The organism is Psychrobacillus sp. NPDC093200 (assembly GCF_050280345.1).
In the GTDB taxonomy this organism is placed as follows: domain Bacteria; phylum Bacillota; class Bacilli; order Bacillales_A; family Planococcaceae; genus Psychrobacillus; species Psychrobacillus faecigallinarum.
Map to the genome: position 1 here is coordinate 347,960 of NZ_JBNNVC010000001.1, position 18,219 is coordinate 366,178.

At 36.3% G+C, this 18,219-nt stretch carries 16 protein-coding genes; 11 read left to right on the plus strand and 5 right to left on the minus strand.

All coding sequences use genetic code 11. The annotated features are described in order from the left end of the window. Nucleotides 1-13 precede the first annotated feature (13 nt). Genes ACQKNZ_RS01705 through ACQKNZ_RS01715 form a run of 3 tightly spaced genes read left to right on the plus strand, consistent with a single transcriptional unit; the run spans nt 14 to nt 3,636 of the window. Nucleotides 14-1,144 (plus strand): ATP-binding cassette domain-containing protein, encoded by a 1,131-nt coding sequence (locus ACQKNZ_RS01705; protein WP_144538554.1) that lies wholly within the window; start codon nt 14-16, stop codon nt 1,142-1,144. Next, nucleotides 1,141-2,844: an ABC transporter permease gene (locus tag ACQKNZ_RS01710; RefSeq protein WP_144538555.1), complete on the plus strand. Its 1,704-nt coding sequence runs from the start codon at nt 1,141-1,143 to the stop codon at nt 2,842-2,844. Before ACQKNZ_RS01705 ends, ACQKNZ_RS01710 begins: the two co-directional genes overlap by 4 nt. A gap of 9 nt (nt 2,845-2,853) precedes the next feature. Further along, nucleotides 2,854-3,636, plus strand: a complete 783-nt coding sequence (locus ACQKNZ_RS01715; RefSeq protein WP_313955893.1) for an HAD-IIA family hydrolase — start codon at nt 2,854-2,856, stop codon at nt 3,634-3,636. On the opposite strand, the gene ACQKNZ_RS01720 is transcribed toward ACQKNZ_RS01715, so the two are convergent. Further along, nucleotides 3,631-4,194, minus strand: a complete 564-nt coding sequence (locus ACQKNZ_RS01720; protein WP_144538557.1) for a glycerol-3-phosphate responsive antiterminator — start codon at nt 4,192-4,194, stop codon at nt 3,631-3,633. The two genes, ACQKNZ_RS01715 and ACQKNZ_RS01720, sit on opposite strands and share 6 nt — an antisense overlap. Nucleotides 4,195-4,356: 162 nt before the next feature. On the opposite strand from ACQKNZ_RS01720, the gene ACQKNZ_RS01725 reads away from it, so the two are divergent. Then, nucleotides 4,357-6,003: a glycerol-3-phosphate dehydrogenase/oxidase gene (locus ACQKNZ_RS01725; RefSeq protein ID WP_427657702.1), complete on the plus strand. Its 1,647-nt coding sequence runs from the start codon at nt 4,357-4,359 to the stop codon at nt 6,001-6,003. A 47-nt stretch (nt 6,004-6,050) separates the two neighbouring features. Here ACQKNZ_RS01725 and ACQKNZ_RS01730 read toward each other — a convergent pair whose 3' ends face one another. Continuing rightward, nucleotides 6,051-6,491 (minus strand): hypothetical protein, encoded by a 441-nt coding sequence (locus ACQKNZ_RS01730; protein ID WP_154311669.1) that lies wholly within the window; start codon nt 6,489-6,491, stop codon nt 6,051-6,053. A 97-nt stretch (nt 6,492-6,588) separates the two neighbouring features. Beyond that, nucleotides 6,589-7,086 carry a TspO/MBR family protein gene (locus ACQKNZ_RS01735; RefSeq protein WP_427657704.1) on the minus strand — a complete coding sequence of 166 codons (498 nt, stop codon included), beginning with the start codon at nt 7,084-7,086 and terminating at the stop codon, nt 6,589-6,591. Nucleotides 7,087-7,222: 136 nt separating this feature from the next. Between ACQKNZ_RS01735 and ACQKNZ_RS01740 the strand changes: the two genes are divergently transcribed. Then, nucleotides 7,223-8,614 (plus strand): bifunctional metallophosphatase/5'-nucleotidase, encoded by a 1,392-nt coding sequence (locus ACQKNZ_RS01740; RefSeq protein ID WP_427657706.1) that lies wholly within the window; start codon nt 7,223-7,225, stop codon nt 8,612-8,614. Between the two features lie 14 nt (nt 8,615-8,628). Continuing rightward, complete coding sequence (locus ACQKNZ_RS01745; RefSeq protein ID WP_427658889.1) at nt 8,629-9,675, plus strand: P1 family peptidase; 1,047 nt, start codon at nt 8,629-8,631, stop codon at nt 9,673-9,675. A gap of 161 nt (nt 9,676-9,836) precedes the next feature. Here ACQKNZ_RS01745 and ACQKNZ_RS01750 read toward each other — a convergent pair whose 3' ends face one another. After that, the gene (locus ACQKNZ_RS01750) at nt 9,837-11,978 is read right to left on the minus strand and encodes a DNA topoisomerase 3 (RefSeq protein WP_427657708.1); all 2,142 of its coding nucleotides are present in this window, start codon (nt 11,976-11,978) and stop codon (nt 9,837-9,839) included. A gap of 364 nt (nt 11,979-12,342) precedes the next feature. On the opposite strand from ACQKNZ_RS01750, the gene ACQKNZ_RS01755 reads away from it, so the two are divergent. Beyond that, on the plus strand, nt 12,343-13,497 hold the full coding sequence (locus tag ACQKNZ_RS01755; protein WP_427657710.1) for an MFS transporter: 1,155 nt from the start codon (nt 12,343-12,345) through the stop codon (nt 13,495-13,497). A gap of 23 nt (nt 13,498-13,520) precedes the next feature. On the opposite strand, the gene ACQKNZ_RS01760 is transcribed toward ACQKNZ_RS01755, so the two are convergent. Further along, complete coding sequence (locus ACQKNZ_RS01760) at nt 13,521-13,847, minus strand: general stress protein (protein WP_144538564.1); 327 nt, start codon at nt 13,845-13,847, stop codon at nt 13,521-13,523. Nucleotides 13,848-13,984: 137 nt separating this feature from the next. Between ACQKNZ_RS01760 and ACQKNZ_RS01765 the strand changes: the two genes are divergently transcribed. From ACQKNZ_RS01765 to ACQKNZ_RS01780, 4 genes are all read left to right on the plus strand, one after another. After that, nucleotides 13,985-14,482 carry a flavin reductase family protein gene (locus ACQKNZ_RS01765; RefSeq protein ID WP_154311660.1) on the plus strand — a complete coding sequence of 166 codons (498 nt, stop codon included), beginning with the start codon at nt 13,985-13,987 and terminating at the stop codon, nt 14,480-14,482. Between the two features lie 398 nt (nt 14,483-14,880). Then, nucleotides 14,881-15,753, plus strand: a complete 873-nt coding sequence (locus ACQKNZ_RS01770; protein ID WP_427657713.1) for a response regulator — start codon at nt 14,881-14,883, stop codon at nt 15,751-15,753. Continuing rightward, nucleotides 15,744-16,793 carry a HEAT repeat domain-containing protein gene (locus ACQKNZ_RS01775; RefSeq protein ID WP_427657715.1) on the plus strand — a complete coding sequence of 350 codons (1,050 nt, stop codon included), beginning with the start codon at nt 15,744-15,746 and terminating at the stop codon, nt 16,791-16,793. Before ACQKNZ_RS01770 ends, ACQKNZ_RS01775 begins: the two co-directional genes overlap by 10 nt. After that, nucleotides 16,793-18,214, plus strand: a complete 1,422-nt coding sequence (locus ACQKNZ_RS01780; protein WP_427657717.1) for a glycosyltransferase family 2 protein — start codon at nt 16,793-16,795, stop codon at nt 18,212-18,214. The genes ACQKNZ_RS01775 and ACQKNZ_RS01780 overlap by 1 nt, the downstream gene beginning before the upstream one ends. The last annotated feature ends 5 nt before the right edge of the window (nt 18,215-18,219 follow it).

Sequence of the window (18,219 nt, forward strand, 5' to 3'; positions counted from 1 at the left end):
AGGGTGAATATAAATGGGATCAGTAAAAATAAGTAACATCACAAAAAAGTTTGGGGACGTTACTGCGCTTCATGATATTAACCTTGATATCAAGGAGGGCGAGTTTTTCGCTCTTCTTGGTCCTTCGGGATGTGGAAAAACGACAACAATGAGATGTATTGCTGGTTTTGAAAGTCCTACTTCAGGAAAAATTTACATAGGAGATAACGAAGTAGAGAACATTCCCGCAAACAAGCGTAATTGTGGCATGGTTTTTCAAAGCTATGCATTATTTCCTCATATGAACGTATTTGACAATGTCGCCTACAGTCTAAATATTAAAGAGTTAAACTCTAGTAATCCAGTTAAACAGCTAGGTATTTATGCGCGTTTACTAAATAAAAGATTAGGAAAAACGCCAAAAACAATTCAAGAAAAGGTTATGAAGATTCTTCAATACGTCGAGCTAGACAAATATGCAAATCGTTTAACTAGCGAGCTTTCTGGAGGTCAGCAGCAGAGGGTTGCTCTAGCTAGGGCATTAGTGATGGAGCCGGCCGTTCTATTAATGGATGAGCCACTTTCTAATCTCGATCAAAAGCTTCGCCACTCTATGAGGAATACTATCAGATCTATTCAACAGGATTTAGGTATTACAACTATTTTTGTTACGCATGACCAAGAAGAAGCGATGAGTATGGCAGACCGTATTGCGGTTATGGACAAAGGGGAAATCGTACAAATTGGTACACCGACAGATCTATATAGTAATCCATCAACACCTTTTATAGCAGACTTCGTTGGTACTTCCAATATATTGAAGGGTGAAGTTGTAGGGGATGAAAATGGCTTGCTAATTGTTAGTGGGGATGGTTTTAAATTGAAATCCTCTAATAGCACTGCTAAGAAAGACGTGGATATCATTATACGTCCAGAGCACGTGATGGTTGAGCCTGTCGATAGTATAGTAGATTCTTCTACAACGAATGTTATAGAAGGTACAGTCCTTATGTCTACATATCTAGGTTCGATTGTTCGCTATGATATTCAGGTTGGGGAATATCAATTGATCGTTGATACAACTTACTCCACAGGAGCTAATATATTTGAAGAAGGAAAAAAAGTGAAGCTAACAGTAGAGTTTGAAAGGGTGCTATTGATATGAAGAAATCATTAAAAAACTTCAGTGGATTATCAGTAGTAAAAATATTTATATACGTATTTTTTGGCCTTTTCATGATACTACCACTATTTTCAGTATTTCTTGTGAGCTTCACAGGACAGCCAATAAATATTTTGGGTTCCATAACGGATCCCTCAATTTTTAGTTCAACTATTGAAAAGTTGAAAGGCTCGTCATTAGACAATTATAAAAATATATTTACAAACTCAGGCTATTTAGATGCCTTAAAAAACAGTCTATATTTGGGTTTTTTAGTAACAGTTATTGTCATTACCCTTTGCATTCCTATGGCCTATGGAATAGCACGTACTAAAATGCCTTTTAAAAAAACAATTTCCGCCTTGTGTACAATTCCGCTAATTGTTCCAACTTTTATATCAGCCTACGCTTTTATCATAATGTTCGGGAGAGCGGGCTGGGTAACGGAAATTTACAACCTATTAGGCGGAGAGGGGATGCTTCTCAACCCCTACTCCATGGCAGGTGTAGTAATGGTGCAAGTGTTTTTCTTCTTCCCTTACGCGTTATGGCCATTAGTTGCGGCATTTAAAATAAGTGATATTAGTTTAGAAGAGGCTTCACAAAATTTAGGTGCAAAGAGTTGGTTCACATTTACTTTTGTGACTTTTCCATTGGCACTTCCAGGCATTATCTCAAGTGCATTATTAATTTTTACGGTGAGTTTTTCCGATTTTGGTACCCCTATTGTGCTAGCTCCGAAAGAGTTAAACCTTTTAGTAGTAGAGGCTTATCGTGAAATAGCTGGTTTCTTTAACTGGGGTGGTGCTGCGATTCTAACGGTAGTTATGGTAATTGTTGCTGCATTCTTTTTCTGGCTTCAACACTTATTTACTAAAAGTAGAAACTACGGTTCTGTTTCTGGTAAACCAAAAAAACAGAAATTAATAGAAAACAAATTATTAACAAGAGTTTTATCAGGTTACTCTTTTTTAGTAGTATTAATCCCACTTTTAGCAATGTTATCAGTAGCACTACAATCTGTGGCTACAACTTGGGGGAAAGATTTGTTGCCTAACGGTTATACACTAAATCACTATAAAACAATTTTTTCCACCTCTATGGGGAATATTCAAAACAGTATTATGCTAGCGACAGGAGCACTTGTATTAAGTGTTATCATAGCAACTTTTGTTTCTTATTTTGTAGTAAGACAAAATTCATCTAAGTTAGATTTCATGGCTTCTATACCTTTAGTTGTCCCTGGAATTGCATTCGGTATAGCATTGATTCAAACATTTAACACAGCTCCTTTGCAATTAACTGGTACAGCTGTTTTATTAATTATTGCATATACAATTCGAAGACTGCCATATATGGTCAGGTCTACTATGGGAGCGATGAGAGCGATTAAGCAAGACATTGAAGAGGCGGCTATCAATCTTGGAGCGACTCCTTTAACTGCTGCTATAACCATTGTTGGGCCGCTTATGCTACCTGGGATAGCGGCTGGATCAGTATTGGTATTTATAACCGTCATTAAAGAGGCGAGCGTATCCATATTACTTGCACCACCTGAATGGGCGCCCATGAGCTTAGCTATATTCCAAAATATACTACGTGCAGAGTATTACTCTGCTGCTGCGATGTCCATCGTTCTTATAGTACTCGTGCTCCTTTTACAAGGGGTAGCTAATTTCTTGTCAAGAAAACAACAGTTATAGTTTATTGGAGTGAAGACTTTGAATGGATATATATTTGATCTAGACGGTACAATCTACATTGATAATGAGATAATCGCAGGAGTTCCGGAAGCTATTAAAAGCTTGAAGGCAAGAGGAGATAAGGTAATCTTTCTCACAAACAAATCTATAGCGAGTAGAAAAGATTATGTAGAAAAGTTAAAGAAGTTAGATATAGAAGTAAAATTAGAGGAAGTTATTAATTCAAACTATATTACTGCTCATTATTTAAAAAAGGTTATGAAGCCAGAGGACTCCGTATATGTGATTGGAGAAGCCCCCTTATTCGAGGAGCTTAGAGGAGAAAATATAAAACTAGCGGAGTGTTCAGCTAGAGCTTCCCATGTTGTATTAGGCTGGGATAGAGATTTTACTTATGATAAGCTAAACCAAGCCTATCAAGCTTGGAAAAATGGTGCAGAAATTATAGCTACCAATCCCGATCGAACCTGTCCTGTTAGAGAGGGGGACATACCAGACTGTGGGGCAATGATAGGTGCTCTAGAAGGAACTACGGGTGAACCTATCAAGCTCATTACTGGAAAGCCCTCCTCTCTGATGGCTAATTATGTATTGAATGATGTATTACAAATGGAAGCTTCTAATTGCTATATGATAGGAGACAGATTAGAAACAGATATAAAAATGGGTAATGATGCAGGAATGCATTCAGTTTTAGTGATGACAGGGATTACAACTCTGAATATGTTAGAAAATCCTGTCCATAAACCTAAATACATTTTAGAAAGTGTACGGGATATCCTTACTTTATAGATTAAAATTCCACATTTCTGGGATTCCAGCAGAGACAGCTAAGGCACCATTTTCTAGGGCCTGATGGACCTCAGAAATGTTATCAATAAGACCTCCAGCTATTATAGGAAAAACAAGGCTCGTAGAGAGCTGGTCAATTACTTTAGGCATAATACCAGGCATTACCTCTACAGCATCTGGTCTGCAGGAGTTTACCATTTCAATTCCTTTAGTTATCGCACTTCTATCAAGCAAAAATATTCGTTGGATGGTCATTAGTCCGGCTTCTTTAGCCAACTTAACCACATGGCTCTTTGTGGTAATGATACCTGTAGGTTTCCATTGGTCTGCTACAAAGGTTAAAGCTGTTTTTGAACTAGAAATACCATCTATGAAGTCAAGGTGGACAAAGACATATTTATTCGCTTGTTTTAGTTGACTAATGTAACCGCCTGCTGTCAGCAGGTTTCCTGTTAGCAGAAAGACAATATTTGCCTTACTATTAATTGCTTGTTTTAAATCTTGTTCATTAGTAACGGAAGCTATTATCTGTGACTCTACCATGTCTACTAAAATCATCGTTGCTCACCTTTTCTATCTATTAGTTTTTAAACCATTGTAACATATTTAAAATATTCAGAAGAAAATAATTTTGGTTAGAGAATGTAGAGAAGACCATTACAAGGCTTGCCTAGGTGCAAGTTTATTGTAATGGTCTTTTTTAATGCAAAGGAGAAAATAATGGAAAATTTTTCATATATCGAAAGAGAGAAACGACTGTCGACACTAAAAGGGAACCACTATGATGTGATAGTCATTGGTGGAGGTATTACTGGTACGGGAATTGCTTTAGACTGTGCTACGAGAGGTTTAAAAGTGTTAGTAGTAGAAATGCAGGATTTTGCTGCTGGAACTTCTAGCAGATCAACCAAACTTGTCCATGGTGGTCTTCGCTACTTAAAGCAGCTAGAGGTTAAAATGGTCGCAGATGTCGGAAAAGAAAGGGAGATTGTTTATCTTAATGCGCCTCATGTAACTCATCCAGAGTGGATGCTCTTACCTATTTATAAAAAGGGGACCTTTGGAAAATACTCAACTTCTGTTGGTCTCATGGTATATGACTTTTTAGCAGGAGTGAAAAGACATGAAAGAAGAAAAATGCTTACTCGAAATGAGACCATTGAAAAAGAGCCTTTGTTAAAGCAGGAGGATTTGGTTGGCGGAGGGTACTATGTCGAATATAGAACAGATGATGCAAGACTCACAATAGAGGTTGCCAAAAAAGCTTACGAAAAGGGAGCTGATCTCCTTAATTATGTGAAAGCCGAAAAGCTAATTTATTCGGAAAATGGGAAGATTTGTGGGATTACAGTGAATGATCTTATATCTGAATGTCAATTCGATGTTTTTGCGAAGAAAATAGTTAATGCTTCGGGGCCATGGGTAGAAAGTATAATTGGTTTAGACAAAAAAATAGCAGGAAAAAGTTTGCTGCATACAAAGGGTATTCATATAGTAATAGATCAGAAAAGATTTCCTTTAAGGCAGGCTGTCTACTTCGATACACCAGATGGAAGAATGGTATTTGCCATTCCTAGAGAAGGCAAAGCTTATGTGGGAACTACAGATACTGTCTTTGAAGAAGATTTAGTCAATCCAAGCATAGATAAGGACGATCAAAACTATTTAATTCAATGTATAGATTTTATGTTTCCTCAAACGAAACTTACAATCAATGATATTGAATCTAGCTGGGCTGGGGTTAGACCATTGATTCGAGAGGAAGGGAAGGGGCCTTCTGAAATATCGAGAAAAGACGAGATTTGGACATCTGAAACAGGTCTTATAACAATTGCAGGAGGAAAATTAACTGGTTACCGAAAGATGGCTGAAACGATTACTGATTTATTGTGTAAGGATTTACAAAAAAGCGGCATTTCGGTTGGAAATTCAATTACTAAAACCTTGAAATTATCTGGAGGTGAATTTAAAAGCCCGACAGACTATGCGAGCTACATATCAAGGAAAACAAAAGACTTAATGACTTTAGGTTTAACCAACGAAGAAGCAACCTCGCTGGCTGCAATGTATGGTACTAATACGGATAAAATTCTTAAGCTAGCGGATAATGTATTAGAGGAAACAAACTTACCGATGATTATGAAATTAACTCTCCATTATGCAATTGACCATGAGATGGCAATAACTGCAGTAGACTATTTATTAAGAAGGACAGGGAGTATATTGTTTAATATTACTATTGCTCAAAAATGGAAACTAGAGGTAATAGACTACATGGCTATAGCAATGAAATGGGATGAAAAAACAAAAGAGTTTATGTGGGCTGATTTGGAGTTAAAGCTTCATCAAGCTACAAATAACAAATAAAAGTAGGGCCTGGAAAAATACAGGTCCTAACTGTTTTTTGTAATTAATTATTGGAATACTACAATAGGATAGATTTTTACTATAGACGAGGCAGGGTCTAATGCTTCACGCTCATATTCCTCTACAACCCAGTTGATAGAAAGAAGTTGTCTTAAGGTACTTAGCTGCTGGGGGGTGAGTTCTAATAATTCTATAGTATGATTATTAATCTTATAATCTTGGTCTTCTATTTTTTCAAATTTCATCTTTAGTAAGTTTTTCAATCCGTTAATGGTAATAAATTTTACGGAGTACCCATTTTCTAATAACTCTTTAAATTGAGGTTTGTTTTGTACATACACGTTTAATAGTGTTTGATATTCATTAGAGTAGAGATCCTCCCATGAATGGCTTTCTAAATTATCTATTAGTTCCTTGTTTGATACACCATTGCTTCGTAAAACTTCCAATAGGACGGCTTCCTTCATGGTTAACTTAAAATTTTCCATTGTCTCACTCCTATGTTTGTCTTTTTATTCTATTAAGTATATCAAATCAACAGGACATAAAAACACCAGATTATTTTAGACATCTGGTGTTTTGGTTTTATTTATTTAGTTTCCACACAGAGTGATTTAAGCCTAAAGCAAACGTCACCCAACCGATGTATGGAATCATCAGAGCACCTGCAGTAGTATCTTTCTTCTGAAATTCGTATGCTGTCATAGCGATTGCACCTAACAGAATGGTCATTTCTATAAGAGCTGTTCCTCTGAGACCCCAACGGAAAAATAAGAAAGACCATAGGAAATTTAAACCTAACTGTAAGTCATAGAAGGGAATGGTGGGAGAATCGGAATCCTCCTGCTCAACTTTTTGGTCGGCACGATATTTAGCTAATCCCATAATTGCGTATAAAGAAGTCCACACAATAGGGAAGACAGGAGCGGGGGGAGCAAAGGAAGGCTGCTTTAATTTTTTATACTTCTTTTGTGCATTTCTATTTGCTAACCAGCCAGTAACCGAACCTCCGATGATGGGTACTAGAATACTAATTGCTAGTTTTTTCTTGTCTAACTCTCCGTTTATTTTTAATAATTCCATTTGGTTACCTCCTTAATAATATTAGTAATATTATTCCCTGTTTTTAGGGGAATACGCTTATATTTTTTAAAATTATTAAGTTAATAGAATTGTTAGAATATGGTATGATTAGAAAATAATTAGGGGGCTGAAGTTCATGACAAGATTAAAAATATTACATACGAATGATTTACATAGTCACTTCGACAATTATAAAAAAATAGTTTCTTTAATTCGAGAGCATCGTGACGCTGATACCATTGTGTTAGACGGGGGAGATTTTGCAGACTTTAAAAGTATTGAATTGCAGGGAACAAAAGGGATTGCTGCAATTGAATTGCTAGAAGCTGCAGGCTACGATGCGATTACAATTGGTAACAACGAAATGTTCAATGGGGTAGATACATTAGAGCATATGGCTAGCAAAAGTACGATTCCTTTTATTAGTAATAATTTAATGAAAAAAGACAAAACAGCTATTAAAGGTGTTTGTAAGAGTACTCTTCTAGAGAAAAATGGATTACGTCTTCTAATTACAGGTTCTTCTCCAGATATGGGCGTGTTTAATGAGGGGCTAGGCCTTCACATGACTGATTATACTGTTGCCATTAAGGAAGAAATTCATAGAAACAAAGGTAAATATGATGTATGTATCTTGCTTAGTCATGTTGGCACTTTTGCTGACGAACCATTAGCAAATGAAATAGAGGAAATTGATATTATCATTTCGGCTCACGATCATAAACTATTCAACGAGGCAAAGCTTATTAATGAAACAATTATGAACAGTGCCGGAAACTATGGGGAATATTTAGGAATAGTCGAAATAGAAGTGTCGGATGGAAAGGTTCAGCTTATTAACTCTCAGACAAAATCAACTAAGGAAATACAAGAGGATCCACAAATTGTTTCAATCTTAAAGGTAAATAAAGATAAAGCAATTAACACATTAAGTCAGCCACTATATTCTTTAGCCCTTCCTCTATGGCATGATGTAGTGGAGGAAAATCCTATTAGTAATTTAATAGCTGATGGCCTGAAGGATTTGCTTAAGGCGGATATTGGCCTTATCAACAGCGGTATTTGTAACGCTGGTATTTTCCGTGAGATGTCTAGAAAAAAACTAATTGAAGTATGTCCGTCTCCGTTGAACCCTACTCTTTTTGAGATTCAAGGGAAGAATTTAAAGGAAGCCCTTGAATCATCCTTAGATGCTCAGATTTGTTTGGCTGAAGGACGTGGACCGGGATTTAGAGGAAGATTTGTAGGGGGATTACATGTCTCTGGACTAGAAATCGAGCACGATGGAAAACATATTAAAACTATCTATTTAAATGAGATTCCACTTGAAGATGAAAAATGGTATTTAGTCGCAAGCTCGGATTATTTACAAAGAGGCTCTGGTTACCCTAGTCTTGCCAATAATCGGAACGAACAATATTGGGCAGAAGAAATTAAGGATATTATTGAAATATATGGAGAGAAATCTGATTTTGTTGAATCTGCACATCAAAATAGATGGAAGGAACTAGCTAATATAAGGGGATAGATGGTATGAAGCCGATGAAAATACGACAACGTGGTGTCACAATAGGAAATCTTCCTGTGGGGCAGAAGAATTGCATTACAGATGTGGCTGGAGTCAAAGTGGGCCATATAACGCTCGAGCACGAACTTGGAGAGGAAAAGTATGCATGTACCGGTGTTACAGCTATACTGCCTCATGACGATAATTTGTTTCATCATAAGGTAGTCGCTGCTAGCTACATATTAAATGGATTTGGCAAAACAACCGGCTTGGTACAAGTAGATGAGTTAGGTGTAATCGAAGCACCTATTATGCTAACTAATACTTTTGGTGTACCAGCGGTTACTCAAGGTGCATTAATGTATATGTTAAAAGCAAATCCTGATATTGGAGTATCTACCGGAACTATTAATATTGTCGTTGGAGAATGTAACGACGGAAGATTAAACTCTATTCGTGAGCTTCCAGTGGAACCAAAGCATGCAGTAGAGGCAATCCAAAATGCTAAGATGGAAGCTGCTGAAGAAGGCGCTGTCGGGGCTGGTAAGGGAATGATTTGTTTTGGATATAAGGGCGGAATAGGATCATCATCTAGGGTAGTTTATGATACATCCAGTGATACTGCCTATACGATTGGATGCATGGTCTTAAGTAACTTCGGACAGAAAGAAGAATTTCAAGCGGAGCGTTACAAGGCAACAGAAGAGAATTCTGTACCAGCCTATCCAACGCCTGCAGATGGTTCAATAATAATCGTGTTAGCAACTGATGCACCGCTTGGCAGCAATCAGCTTAAGCGAGTTGCAAAGCGTTGTGGTATTGGTTTAGGAAGAACAGGCAGTCATTTTAGCAACGGAAGTGGTGACATTGTCATTGCTTTTTCTACCGCCCATAAAATTCCTCATATCTCTGAAATCAGTGTTGAAACAAGGTATATGCTGAGAGATGACCATGCTGTTATGAATGACCTCTTTCAAGCAGCATCAGAAGCGACGGAGGAAGCCATTATAAACTCTTTATCTCAGGCCGTTAAAACTAAAGGCCGTCAGGGTGAAACAGTCTATGCATATCCTTTCGATTAGAAGATTATTAAATTAAAAGGCTGCCAATTTAATTACAAATTGGCAACCTCTGTTTTTTTTACACGAGAAAGTATCAGCAATAACTGCTAGATTTAGGAATTACTGATGGTAGTGTTTTTGGGATTTTTAAGTATATCCTACCATTCCGCTTTAAAAGAAAATCACTTAAATTCTAACTTTACTTTGCCTTCTTCTAGAGCAAGCTTTGCATCAAATTTTTGCCCATTTTCTGCTTCAAAACCTTTAATAATATTTGTCATACCCTTTGTGCAAAGAAGCTTTATCTGACTTGGGGTTATCTTTTTCTTTAAGAAGAAGCCATTGAATGTCTGTGTGCATCCATTTTTATAATTAGTACACCCATAAAAATTCTTACGGGCTACAATAGAACCTTGTCCACATTTAGGACATGGAGCGATAGGTTCCAGTTTAAACCTCGCATACTTTGAGCTTGGCTCCCTAAGAGGAAGCTTTATAGTGATATTTTTATTTTTTAACTGACTTGGTGTTTCATTAATTAGGCTATAAATAAACTTTGCAATGCTTCCAAGAAAACGGTCCTGAGAGCCTTCTCCATTCCCTATTTTTCGAAGATAGTTTTCCCATTTTGCAGTCATAGAAGGACTAGAGAGTAGATTGCCTTCGATCGCTTGACATAGGACGCGACCTTTATCTGTTATTGAAACAATATTTTTAGTTACCTGTATATAGCTATGTTTTTTTAGGGTTTCTATAATTCCGCTACGAGTAGCCTCGGTACCTAATCCTTCTACTTCCTTTAGAATTTCGGTTTCACCCTTGTCCTCTATAAGTTTTCCACAGGTTTTCATCATCGCTATTAACTGACCTTCTGTGTATGGTTTGGGAGGTGTGGTCTTTCCTTCTTTAATTTCAATTTTGCTTGAAACCTGCTCCTTCTCAGTTAAAGGAGGGAGAGTGGGTTCTTCTTTTTCTTTTTCATTAGAAGAACGAACAAAAAGAGCTTTCCAGCCTTTGTCGACCTCAGTTTTTCCAGTTGTAAAGAAAAGCAGTCCATTTACATCGGTTGTTACCTTAGTTTCCGTATAAAGATAGTCAGTATGAAACATACATAGAGTTGTTCGAACAATCTCTTCATAAAGATTTCGCTCCATCGGTGAAAGCTTGGCAATAACCGATGGAGAAGGAATCTTTTTGGTTGGAATAATCGCATAATGCTCCTGTACCTTAGAGCTATCTACATAGCGTTTTTTCGGAGAACGGGAGGCTATAGGAAACGGTTGATTGATGAGTCTTTGATAATCTTCTACTTGCCCAACTATATAAGCAAACTCATTGGGCGTGATATGGCGAGAATCAGTTCTAGGATACGTCACTAGTTTTTTTTCATAGAGTCCTTGCATTGTTTTTAATACATTAGCAGGGCTAATTTTCCATAATCTATTAGCTGTAGCCTGCAAAGTCGATAACGAATGAAGCTGTGGAGGCGGAATTCGCTTATCTTGCGTCACTACAGAAGTAACTATGCCTGGCGAATTAGGTTGAATGCCGTGCTTTGCTAAAAGAGCTTGAATAATTTCTCTTTTTGGCTCCTTTGCTTTTGTCTTTCCCTTATAGCTTCCATGCTCAGCTGTAAAAACGGCTTCTACCTCATAAAACGGCTCTGATACAAAGTTTTCAATTTCTATATGACGCTGATAGATCAAATATAGTGTAGGCGATTGAACTCGGCCGATTGGAAATACATCTTGAATCCCTTGTTCTTTCAATAAGAGAGAATATAGGCGAGATGCATTCATACCGACAAGCCAATCACTGATTTGTCGAGCTCTTGCCTCCTCATACATTAGTAAATCCTTTTGGTTGTTCTGTAGATTGGCGAATCCTTTTCGCACTTCATCTATTTCTAAAGAGTTAATCCATAAACGTTTAATATTTTTTCCTCTTGCACCTGTTTGGTTATAAATACTATAGAAAATATTAGATCCTTCGCGATCAACGTCACAGGCGTTAATAACCGTGTCGGTAGATTTAATCAATTTTTTAACGATTGTAAATTGCTTGGATTTTCCTTTAGCCACTTGAAATTCATAGCGCTCAGGCAATATGGGCAGGCTTGCAAGTGACCATCTATTCCATTTGGGATCGTATGCCTTAGGTTCCTTCAATTCTACTAAATGTCCGATTCCCCAAGTGATAAAAGCTCCTTCTGGAAAGATAGGTGAAGGTAAGATTTCAATATAGCCTTCATGACGCTTAACTGAAAAAGCATCTGCATAGGCTTTAGCTTGACTTGGTTTTTCAGCAAGTATTACTGGTTTCATGATTTCACCTCTTCAAGATTCATATGTTTATTGTGCAACAAACGGACTTAAAACACAAAGGACTCAAGGGAAAATATATAAGTTACCGTACTAAACTCGTTATTTAAACTACTAGAGCTATTTCTAAAAACCCAATACTTTCCCTATTTTATTTACCAAAACTTATATTCTTTAGGATAAATCTTATGAGTTTTGCTATAATTATGACAATTAAATACGGAGCTAGGTATGATCACACCACCTATAGTAGTAAATCTCTTGTAGTGAGTGGCATGTGGCTTCCTGAAAGAATGGGATAATATTGAGTGACTCAAGAAATTTTAAAGGATATTCTATTAGAGATTTTCAATTTTGGAGAATAGTAATGAGCCTGGGGTTTGCATCCATGTTTATCTTTGGTGCTATGTATTCGGTACAGCCAATACTTCCAATGTTTACGGAGGAGTTTAATGTTAAGGTCTCATACTCAAGTATGGCGATGTCTTTAACTACATGTGGTCTAATTATAGGGTTAGTTGTTTTAGGTTTTTTCTCAGATCGAATAGGAAGAACTATCTTTGTGAAAATATCCCTTGTTGGATCACTCCTACCTTTTATTCTCATGCCTCTAACAGAGAGCTTTGGTTGGATTATCTTTTTACGATTTGTTCAAGGTTTTTTATTGGCAGGTGTACCTTCTACGGCTCTTGCCTATATAAGTGAGGAAATAAATAAGAAATTTATAAGCGTAGCCACTGCCTTATATATTTCCTGCAATGCTTTAGGAGGAATGATAGGTAGAGTAGTTACAGGCTATGCAACTGAGCATTTCTCTTGGGAAATAGCTTTCTATATTTTAACGGCCAGTGGTGTGTTTGTGTTTATTTTAGTCTTGTTTGCTTTACCTAAATCTAGGAACTTTCAGCCTCAAGAAGCTAGCTTTAGGGAAGACTTTGAGGGTTTTACTTATCATTTAAAAAATCCATCCTTACTTTTGATGTTCGGCTTAGGAATTGTACTTCAATTATCTTTTACTGGGATTTGGACATATATCCCATTCCATCTTACTGAAGAACCTTTTTTACTTTCCATTGATGCTGTTTCTAATTTGTTCTTCGCTTATGGCCTTGGAGTAATTGGTTCTCCCCTCGCAAGCTGGCTTGCGAGCAAAATTGGTCAAAGAAAGGTACTAATAACAGGAGTTTTTGTATTAAGTGTAGGTGTACTATTTACAATGAGTAGCTCCGTTTGGATAATTGTGGTTGGTTTATGTGTGGCGTGTTTAGGCTTTTTTACAGCCCATTCTTTAGCGGCGTCTTCAGTTAGCAGGGAGGCAAATCATCATAAAGGAAGCGCCTCTAGTCTATACCTCGTGTCCTACTATATAGGAGTAGGAGCCGGGAGTACTTTACTTGGACCGATATGGGAACAATTAGGATGGAGAGGACTTGTAATACTAACTACTTTAGCCCCTACACTGTACATATTACTTGTAACCTTGGTGCGGCTTCGTAAGACAAAAAAACAGCCCATTGTTTAACAATGGGCTGTTTTTGTTTATTCTTATTTAGGGTCGTGAGCGACAATAACTAGCTTACCTTCATCTAGTTCTCTTTCAGCAGCCTCTGCCTCTTGAGTAGTCAAGCCTGCTCCGCTCATTTTTGCTCTTAATTCATCTCCACGAGAAGTGAACATATTTTTCATGGATTGTAGGAATCCCATTTCCTTCATACCAACATCAGATGTATCTAATGCATCATTTACATCATCTGCACGTTCTTTTGAATGAGCGAAAATGTGGATATGGTCTTTATGGTATCCTTGAGTTTCTAATCGTTCGATTTCTTGCTTAGCCTGTACGGCATTTTCTACGGTTAATTTGACTGTCATATAAAATCCCTCCAGTTGTTTGTTCTACATAGATACTTTACCCGTAAGAACAAAATTTAAACAAAAGATAAAACTTATTATGTGAAAGAATATAGGTCATTTGATATGATGAAAGAAAAAAGAATGGAAGTTGCCAGATGGAAAATGAATCTAAACAAATAGAAAATTTCAAAGCAGCTATGGGGAACTATCCAACAGGAGTCACGGTGGTCACTGCTTTAAATCAGCAAGGCAAGCCAATGGGGATGACGGTTAACTCATTTGCATCTGTTTCTCTGGATCCATTACTTATATTATGGTCCATTGATAAAAGAGTTTTTTCATATGAAGAATTTTTAAAGGTAGATAAATTTGCAGTAAATATATTAGCTGATGATCAAAGTGAATTATGTAATTTATTCGCTAGTCGAATAGAGGACCGTTTCTCAGGATGTGATTGGAGTGAATCTGAGTTAAATCTGCCCATTTTAACAAATAGTCAATCTGTTTTACAATGTACCTTATTTAAGCAGGTGGATGCAGGAGATCACACTATATTAATAGGTAAAGTTGTGGATATAAAAAATGAGGAAAAGAATCCATTACTTTATCATCGTCGTACAATAGGAGCAATACCTAAAGATTTTTATCAATAAGTTATAAATAGATAAAGCAGTCAGCAGACTATTCTTCAAAAAGTAAAATACCCGGAGAGTTTCGCCTCTCTGGGTATTTTTTGTTTTTAAATTTTTTTTATGAATCGTCCCTACGAGCACGTTTCGAATTGCTTGCATGAACAAGTTTAATTGCTCGTAGGGTTGTTCAATATTAGTCGATTGGATTGAAGGCTGAGGCCATGGTGCTCGCGGAAAGCGTAGTACTTGAAACGGAAATCGACGATTTTTTACTACGTGTAGGAACTATGTAAGGGATACATATAAAAGAAAATTTAAAATTGTCTATTCTTCAATAAAATGGGTATATAAATGGTAAAATTATATTATTTGTAAATAAAAATTAATTAATGGATAATATTTCTAAAAGAGGTGAAGGAATGAGCTTAACTAAAAATAGGAGTGAAGCTGGGTCTCAACAAAATTTTACTCAAATTAAAGAATTCTTTAATGTATTAAAAGCTAATGTCGTCCGCTCTCGCACAACTATTACTGCAGTTTTTTTATCAGCTTCTTTAAAAGAAGAAATATTTCAGCAAGATGATTTAACTTCATATTTAGGCAGCAAGATTAGACAGACTGATTTTCTTTTTGAGTTAATGGAGCCAAACAACTGGTGTATTATACTATCTCAAAGTGGTGAAGAAGAAGCGCAATCATTTCTTAACAGATTATTTAAAGATTCAAAAACAGTGTCGATCTCAACTCTCTATGCAAGTGTTGTAGAGATAGGAAACAATCGTGTAGATTTTGAAAAACTATTAGAGGTTGGAGTAGGGGCTCTAAAGGAAGTAATTAATCGCGGTGGCTCCTTTGAAGTTAATTACATACAGGATTTTAAAGAAAAAGATATGGAAAAAATTAAGATAAGTATATTAGAGGAAAATGAGATATTCCGTAGAGTACTTAGCTCATCGTTGGAAAAGATGAATGTGGACTATTTTGAATTGGAGATCAAAGCATTTTCCGATGGCTATGAGTTTTTAAAATCTGATTGGTATTTTACTAGTCATACGCACATTATTATTATGAATGATATTTTACCGAGAAAAAATGGCTTGGAAGTTTTACATACGGTTAAACAGCTCCCTAATAGTCAGCGTTTTATAACCTTCATGATGACTAAGAAAAAAAACGAGGAGGACATGCTCTATGCCTATGAAATAGGGGTAGATGAGTATTTAATAAAACCTTTTAATCTTAGGTTATTTGAAGCACAAATTAAAAGAACATTTGAAAGGCTATGGCTATGATTCAGATATCGATTAAGTTTGTCCTTCTGCTTATCTTTCTATTAACTCTGATATTAATATCAATTGGATTATATTTAATTTTTAAGAGAATAAGAGAAGTAAAAGTTAATGGGAAAATTGAGTCTTATGTTCACGACTATGAAGGGGATTGGCATCGCTTTTTAATAGACGGGATACCTTTTACCAAGTATCTCATTCCTCGCAGTAGAGAAGAGATAATGGGCATAGAAGAAATTTTTGCTACATATTTAAAAAATCTCTCTAACGAATCTATACAAGTTAAAATCAGTGAATTTTCCAATAGATACCTAAAGGATTACTATAGCGATCTTTTGCATAGTAAGAGTTGGAGCAAGCGAATGAACGCTATGTTTCGTATAGAGGATTTTAGGATTAGTTCTCTTCAAAAGGATTGTGAAAAGCTAGGTAGAAAAAGAATTTCAAGAGAAGAATACTTTCAGCTTTTAAAGATATATTCGCTTTTTAATAAGAAATTATTTTTACAACATATGTTAGTCAGTACTGTTCCTCTATCAGAATATGAGTATAAAAAGCTTCTTTTAAATCTCACACCAGAGCTAATAGACAACTTAACGGATAAAATAGGTGATTTACCTAAGACTTGTCGCTACTCCTTAATTGAAACGATGGGACTTAAAAGAGATATTGAGTATTTACCTCATTTAGAAATGCAATTGAAGCAAGAGGATGTAGAAATTCGTATAAGGTCCCTAAGGGCAATTTATGAAATTGGAGTTATTATAAATCCGGAAACTTATTTGCCGTTTGTGAAATCTCCTATTTGGGAGGAGAGATTAATGATTGCTAAGCTTTTTCAGTTATTACCACTATCCTACACATTACCCCATTTACAAATATTGTTAGAGGACGAGTCCTGGTGGGTTCGCTCACAGGCTGCCAGAACTATGATGAATGATAAAAATGGGAGAGAGAGTTTGGAGGAGTATATAGAAAATTCTAGTGATCGATACGCAATTGATATGGCCTATGAGGCACTAGGGAAAGGACAAAAACCATAATGGGCTTAGCTAATATTTTGGAATATATTCTATTATTTTTTGCAGGAATAATATTATTTTATATGCTTATCGTTATTTTAACTTACAGTATTATGCTATTAATGGCCTTCCACCAGCTAAGAAAGCAATCTAAGCTGGACAAGGATGAACTAGACGATGATTATATTGATGTCATCTATTCAAAGCCTGTGTCTATTATTGTGCCTGCATACAATGAAGAAGCGGGTGTCATTGATAGTATACATTCTCTCTTGAGCCTACGTTATCCACAAACAGAAATAATAGTAGTCAATGACGGCTCTACAGACACTACACAACATAAAGTAATCGAACAATTTAAAATGAAAAAGATAAAAAAAATTATAAGAGATCAGCTTGCTACCGAACCTATACTAGATATTTATCAATCAGATATTCACCCTAATTTACTTTTAGTAAACAAGAAGAATGGGGGAAAGGCAGATGCGTTAAATGCTGGCATCAATGTAGCAAGGTATCCTTATTTTTGCTCCATAGATGGTGATTCTATACTAGAAGAAACCTCTCTGTTGAGGGTGATGAAGCCAATTATTTTGTCTAACGGCGAAGTAATAGCGACTGGAGGAAATATCCGTATAGCTAATGGGTCAGATATTCAATTAGGATCTATTTTTAAAACCGGCCTATCGGATAATTTCTTGGTAGTCATGCAAGTAGTTGAATATTTGAGAGCTTTTCTTATGGGAAGAATTGCGCTTAGTAAATTTAATTTGGTACTAATTATATCCGGAGCCTTCAGTGTTTTCTCCAAGCAATGGGTCATAGAGGCTGGAGGATATTCCAAGCATAACATTGGAGAAGATATGGAATTGGTCGTTAAGCTACATCGCCTATTAAAGGAAAGAAATTCTAAGAAACGTATAGAATTTGTTCCAGATCCGGTTTGTTGGACAGAGGCTCCACAAGATTTAGCTACTTTAAGAAAGCAAAGAAGAAGATGGCATCAAGGTTTAATCACAAGCCTATGGAAGCATAGAAAGATGACCTTCAATCCAAAGTACGGTGGGATTGGTATGATTTCTTTTCCTTATTTCTGGATTGTTGAATGCTTGGGGCCAATTATTGAGCTAGGAGGATATGTATATATTATCGTTGCCTTCTTTTTAGGAGACATTTATTTTGAAATTGCTATATTACTCTCCCTATTATTTGTGGTTTATGGGGCAATTTTTTCAGTATTATCGATATTATTGGAGGCATGGAGCACAAATACATTCCCAAAAGTGAGAGATGTCTTTCGGTTAATTGTTATCTCCCTCACAGAAATTTTTTGGTACAAGCCACTAACTCTATTTTGGAGATGTGAAGGAATTGTCCATTTCATGCTAGGGAAAAATGTGTGGGGAACTATGCAGCGTAAAGGTCTTTCTCAGAAAGGATAGTGGAG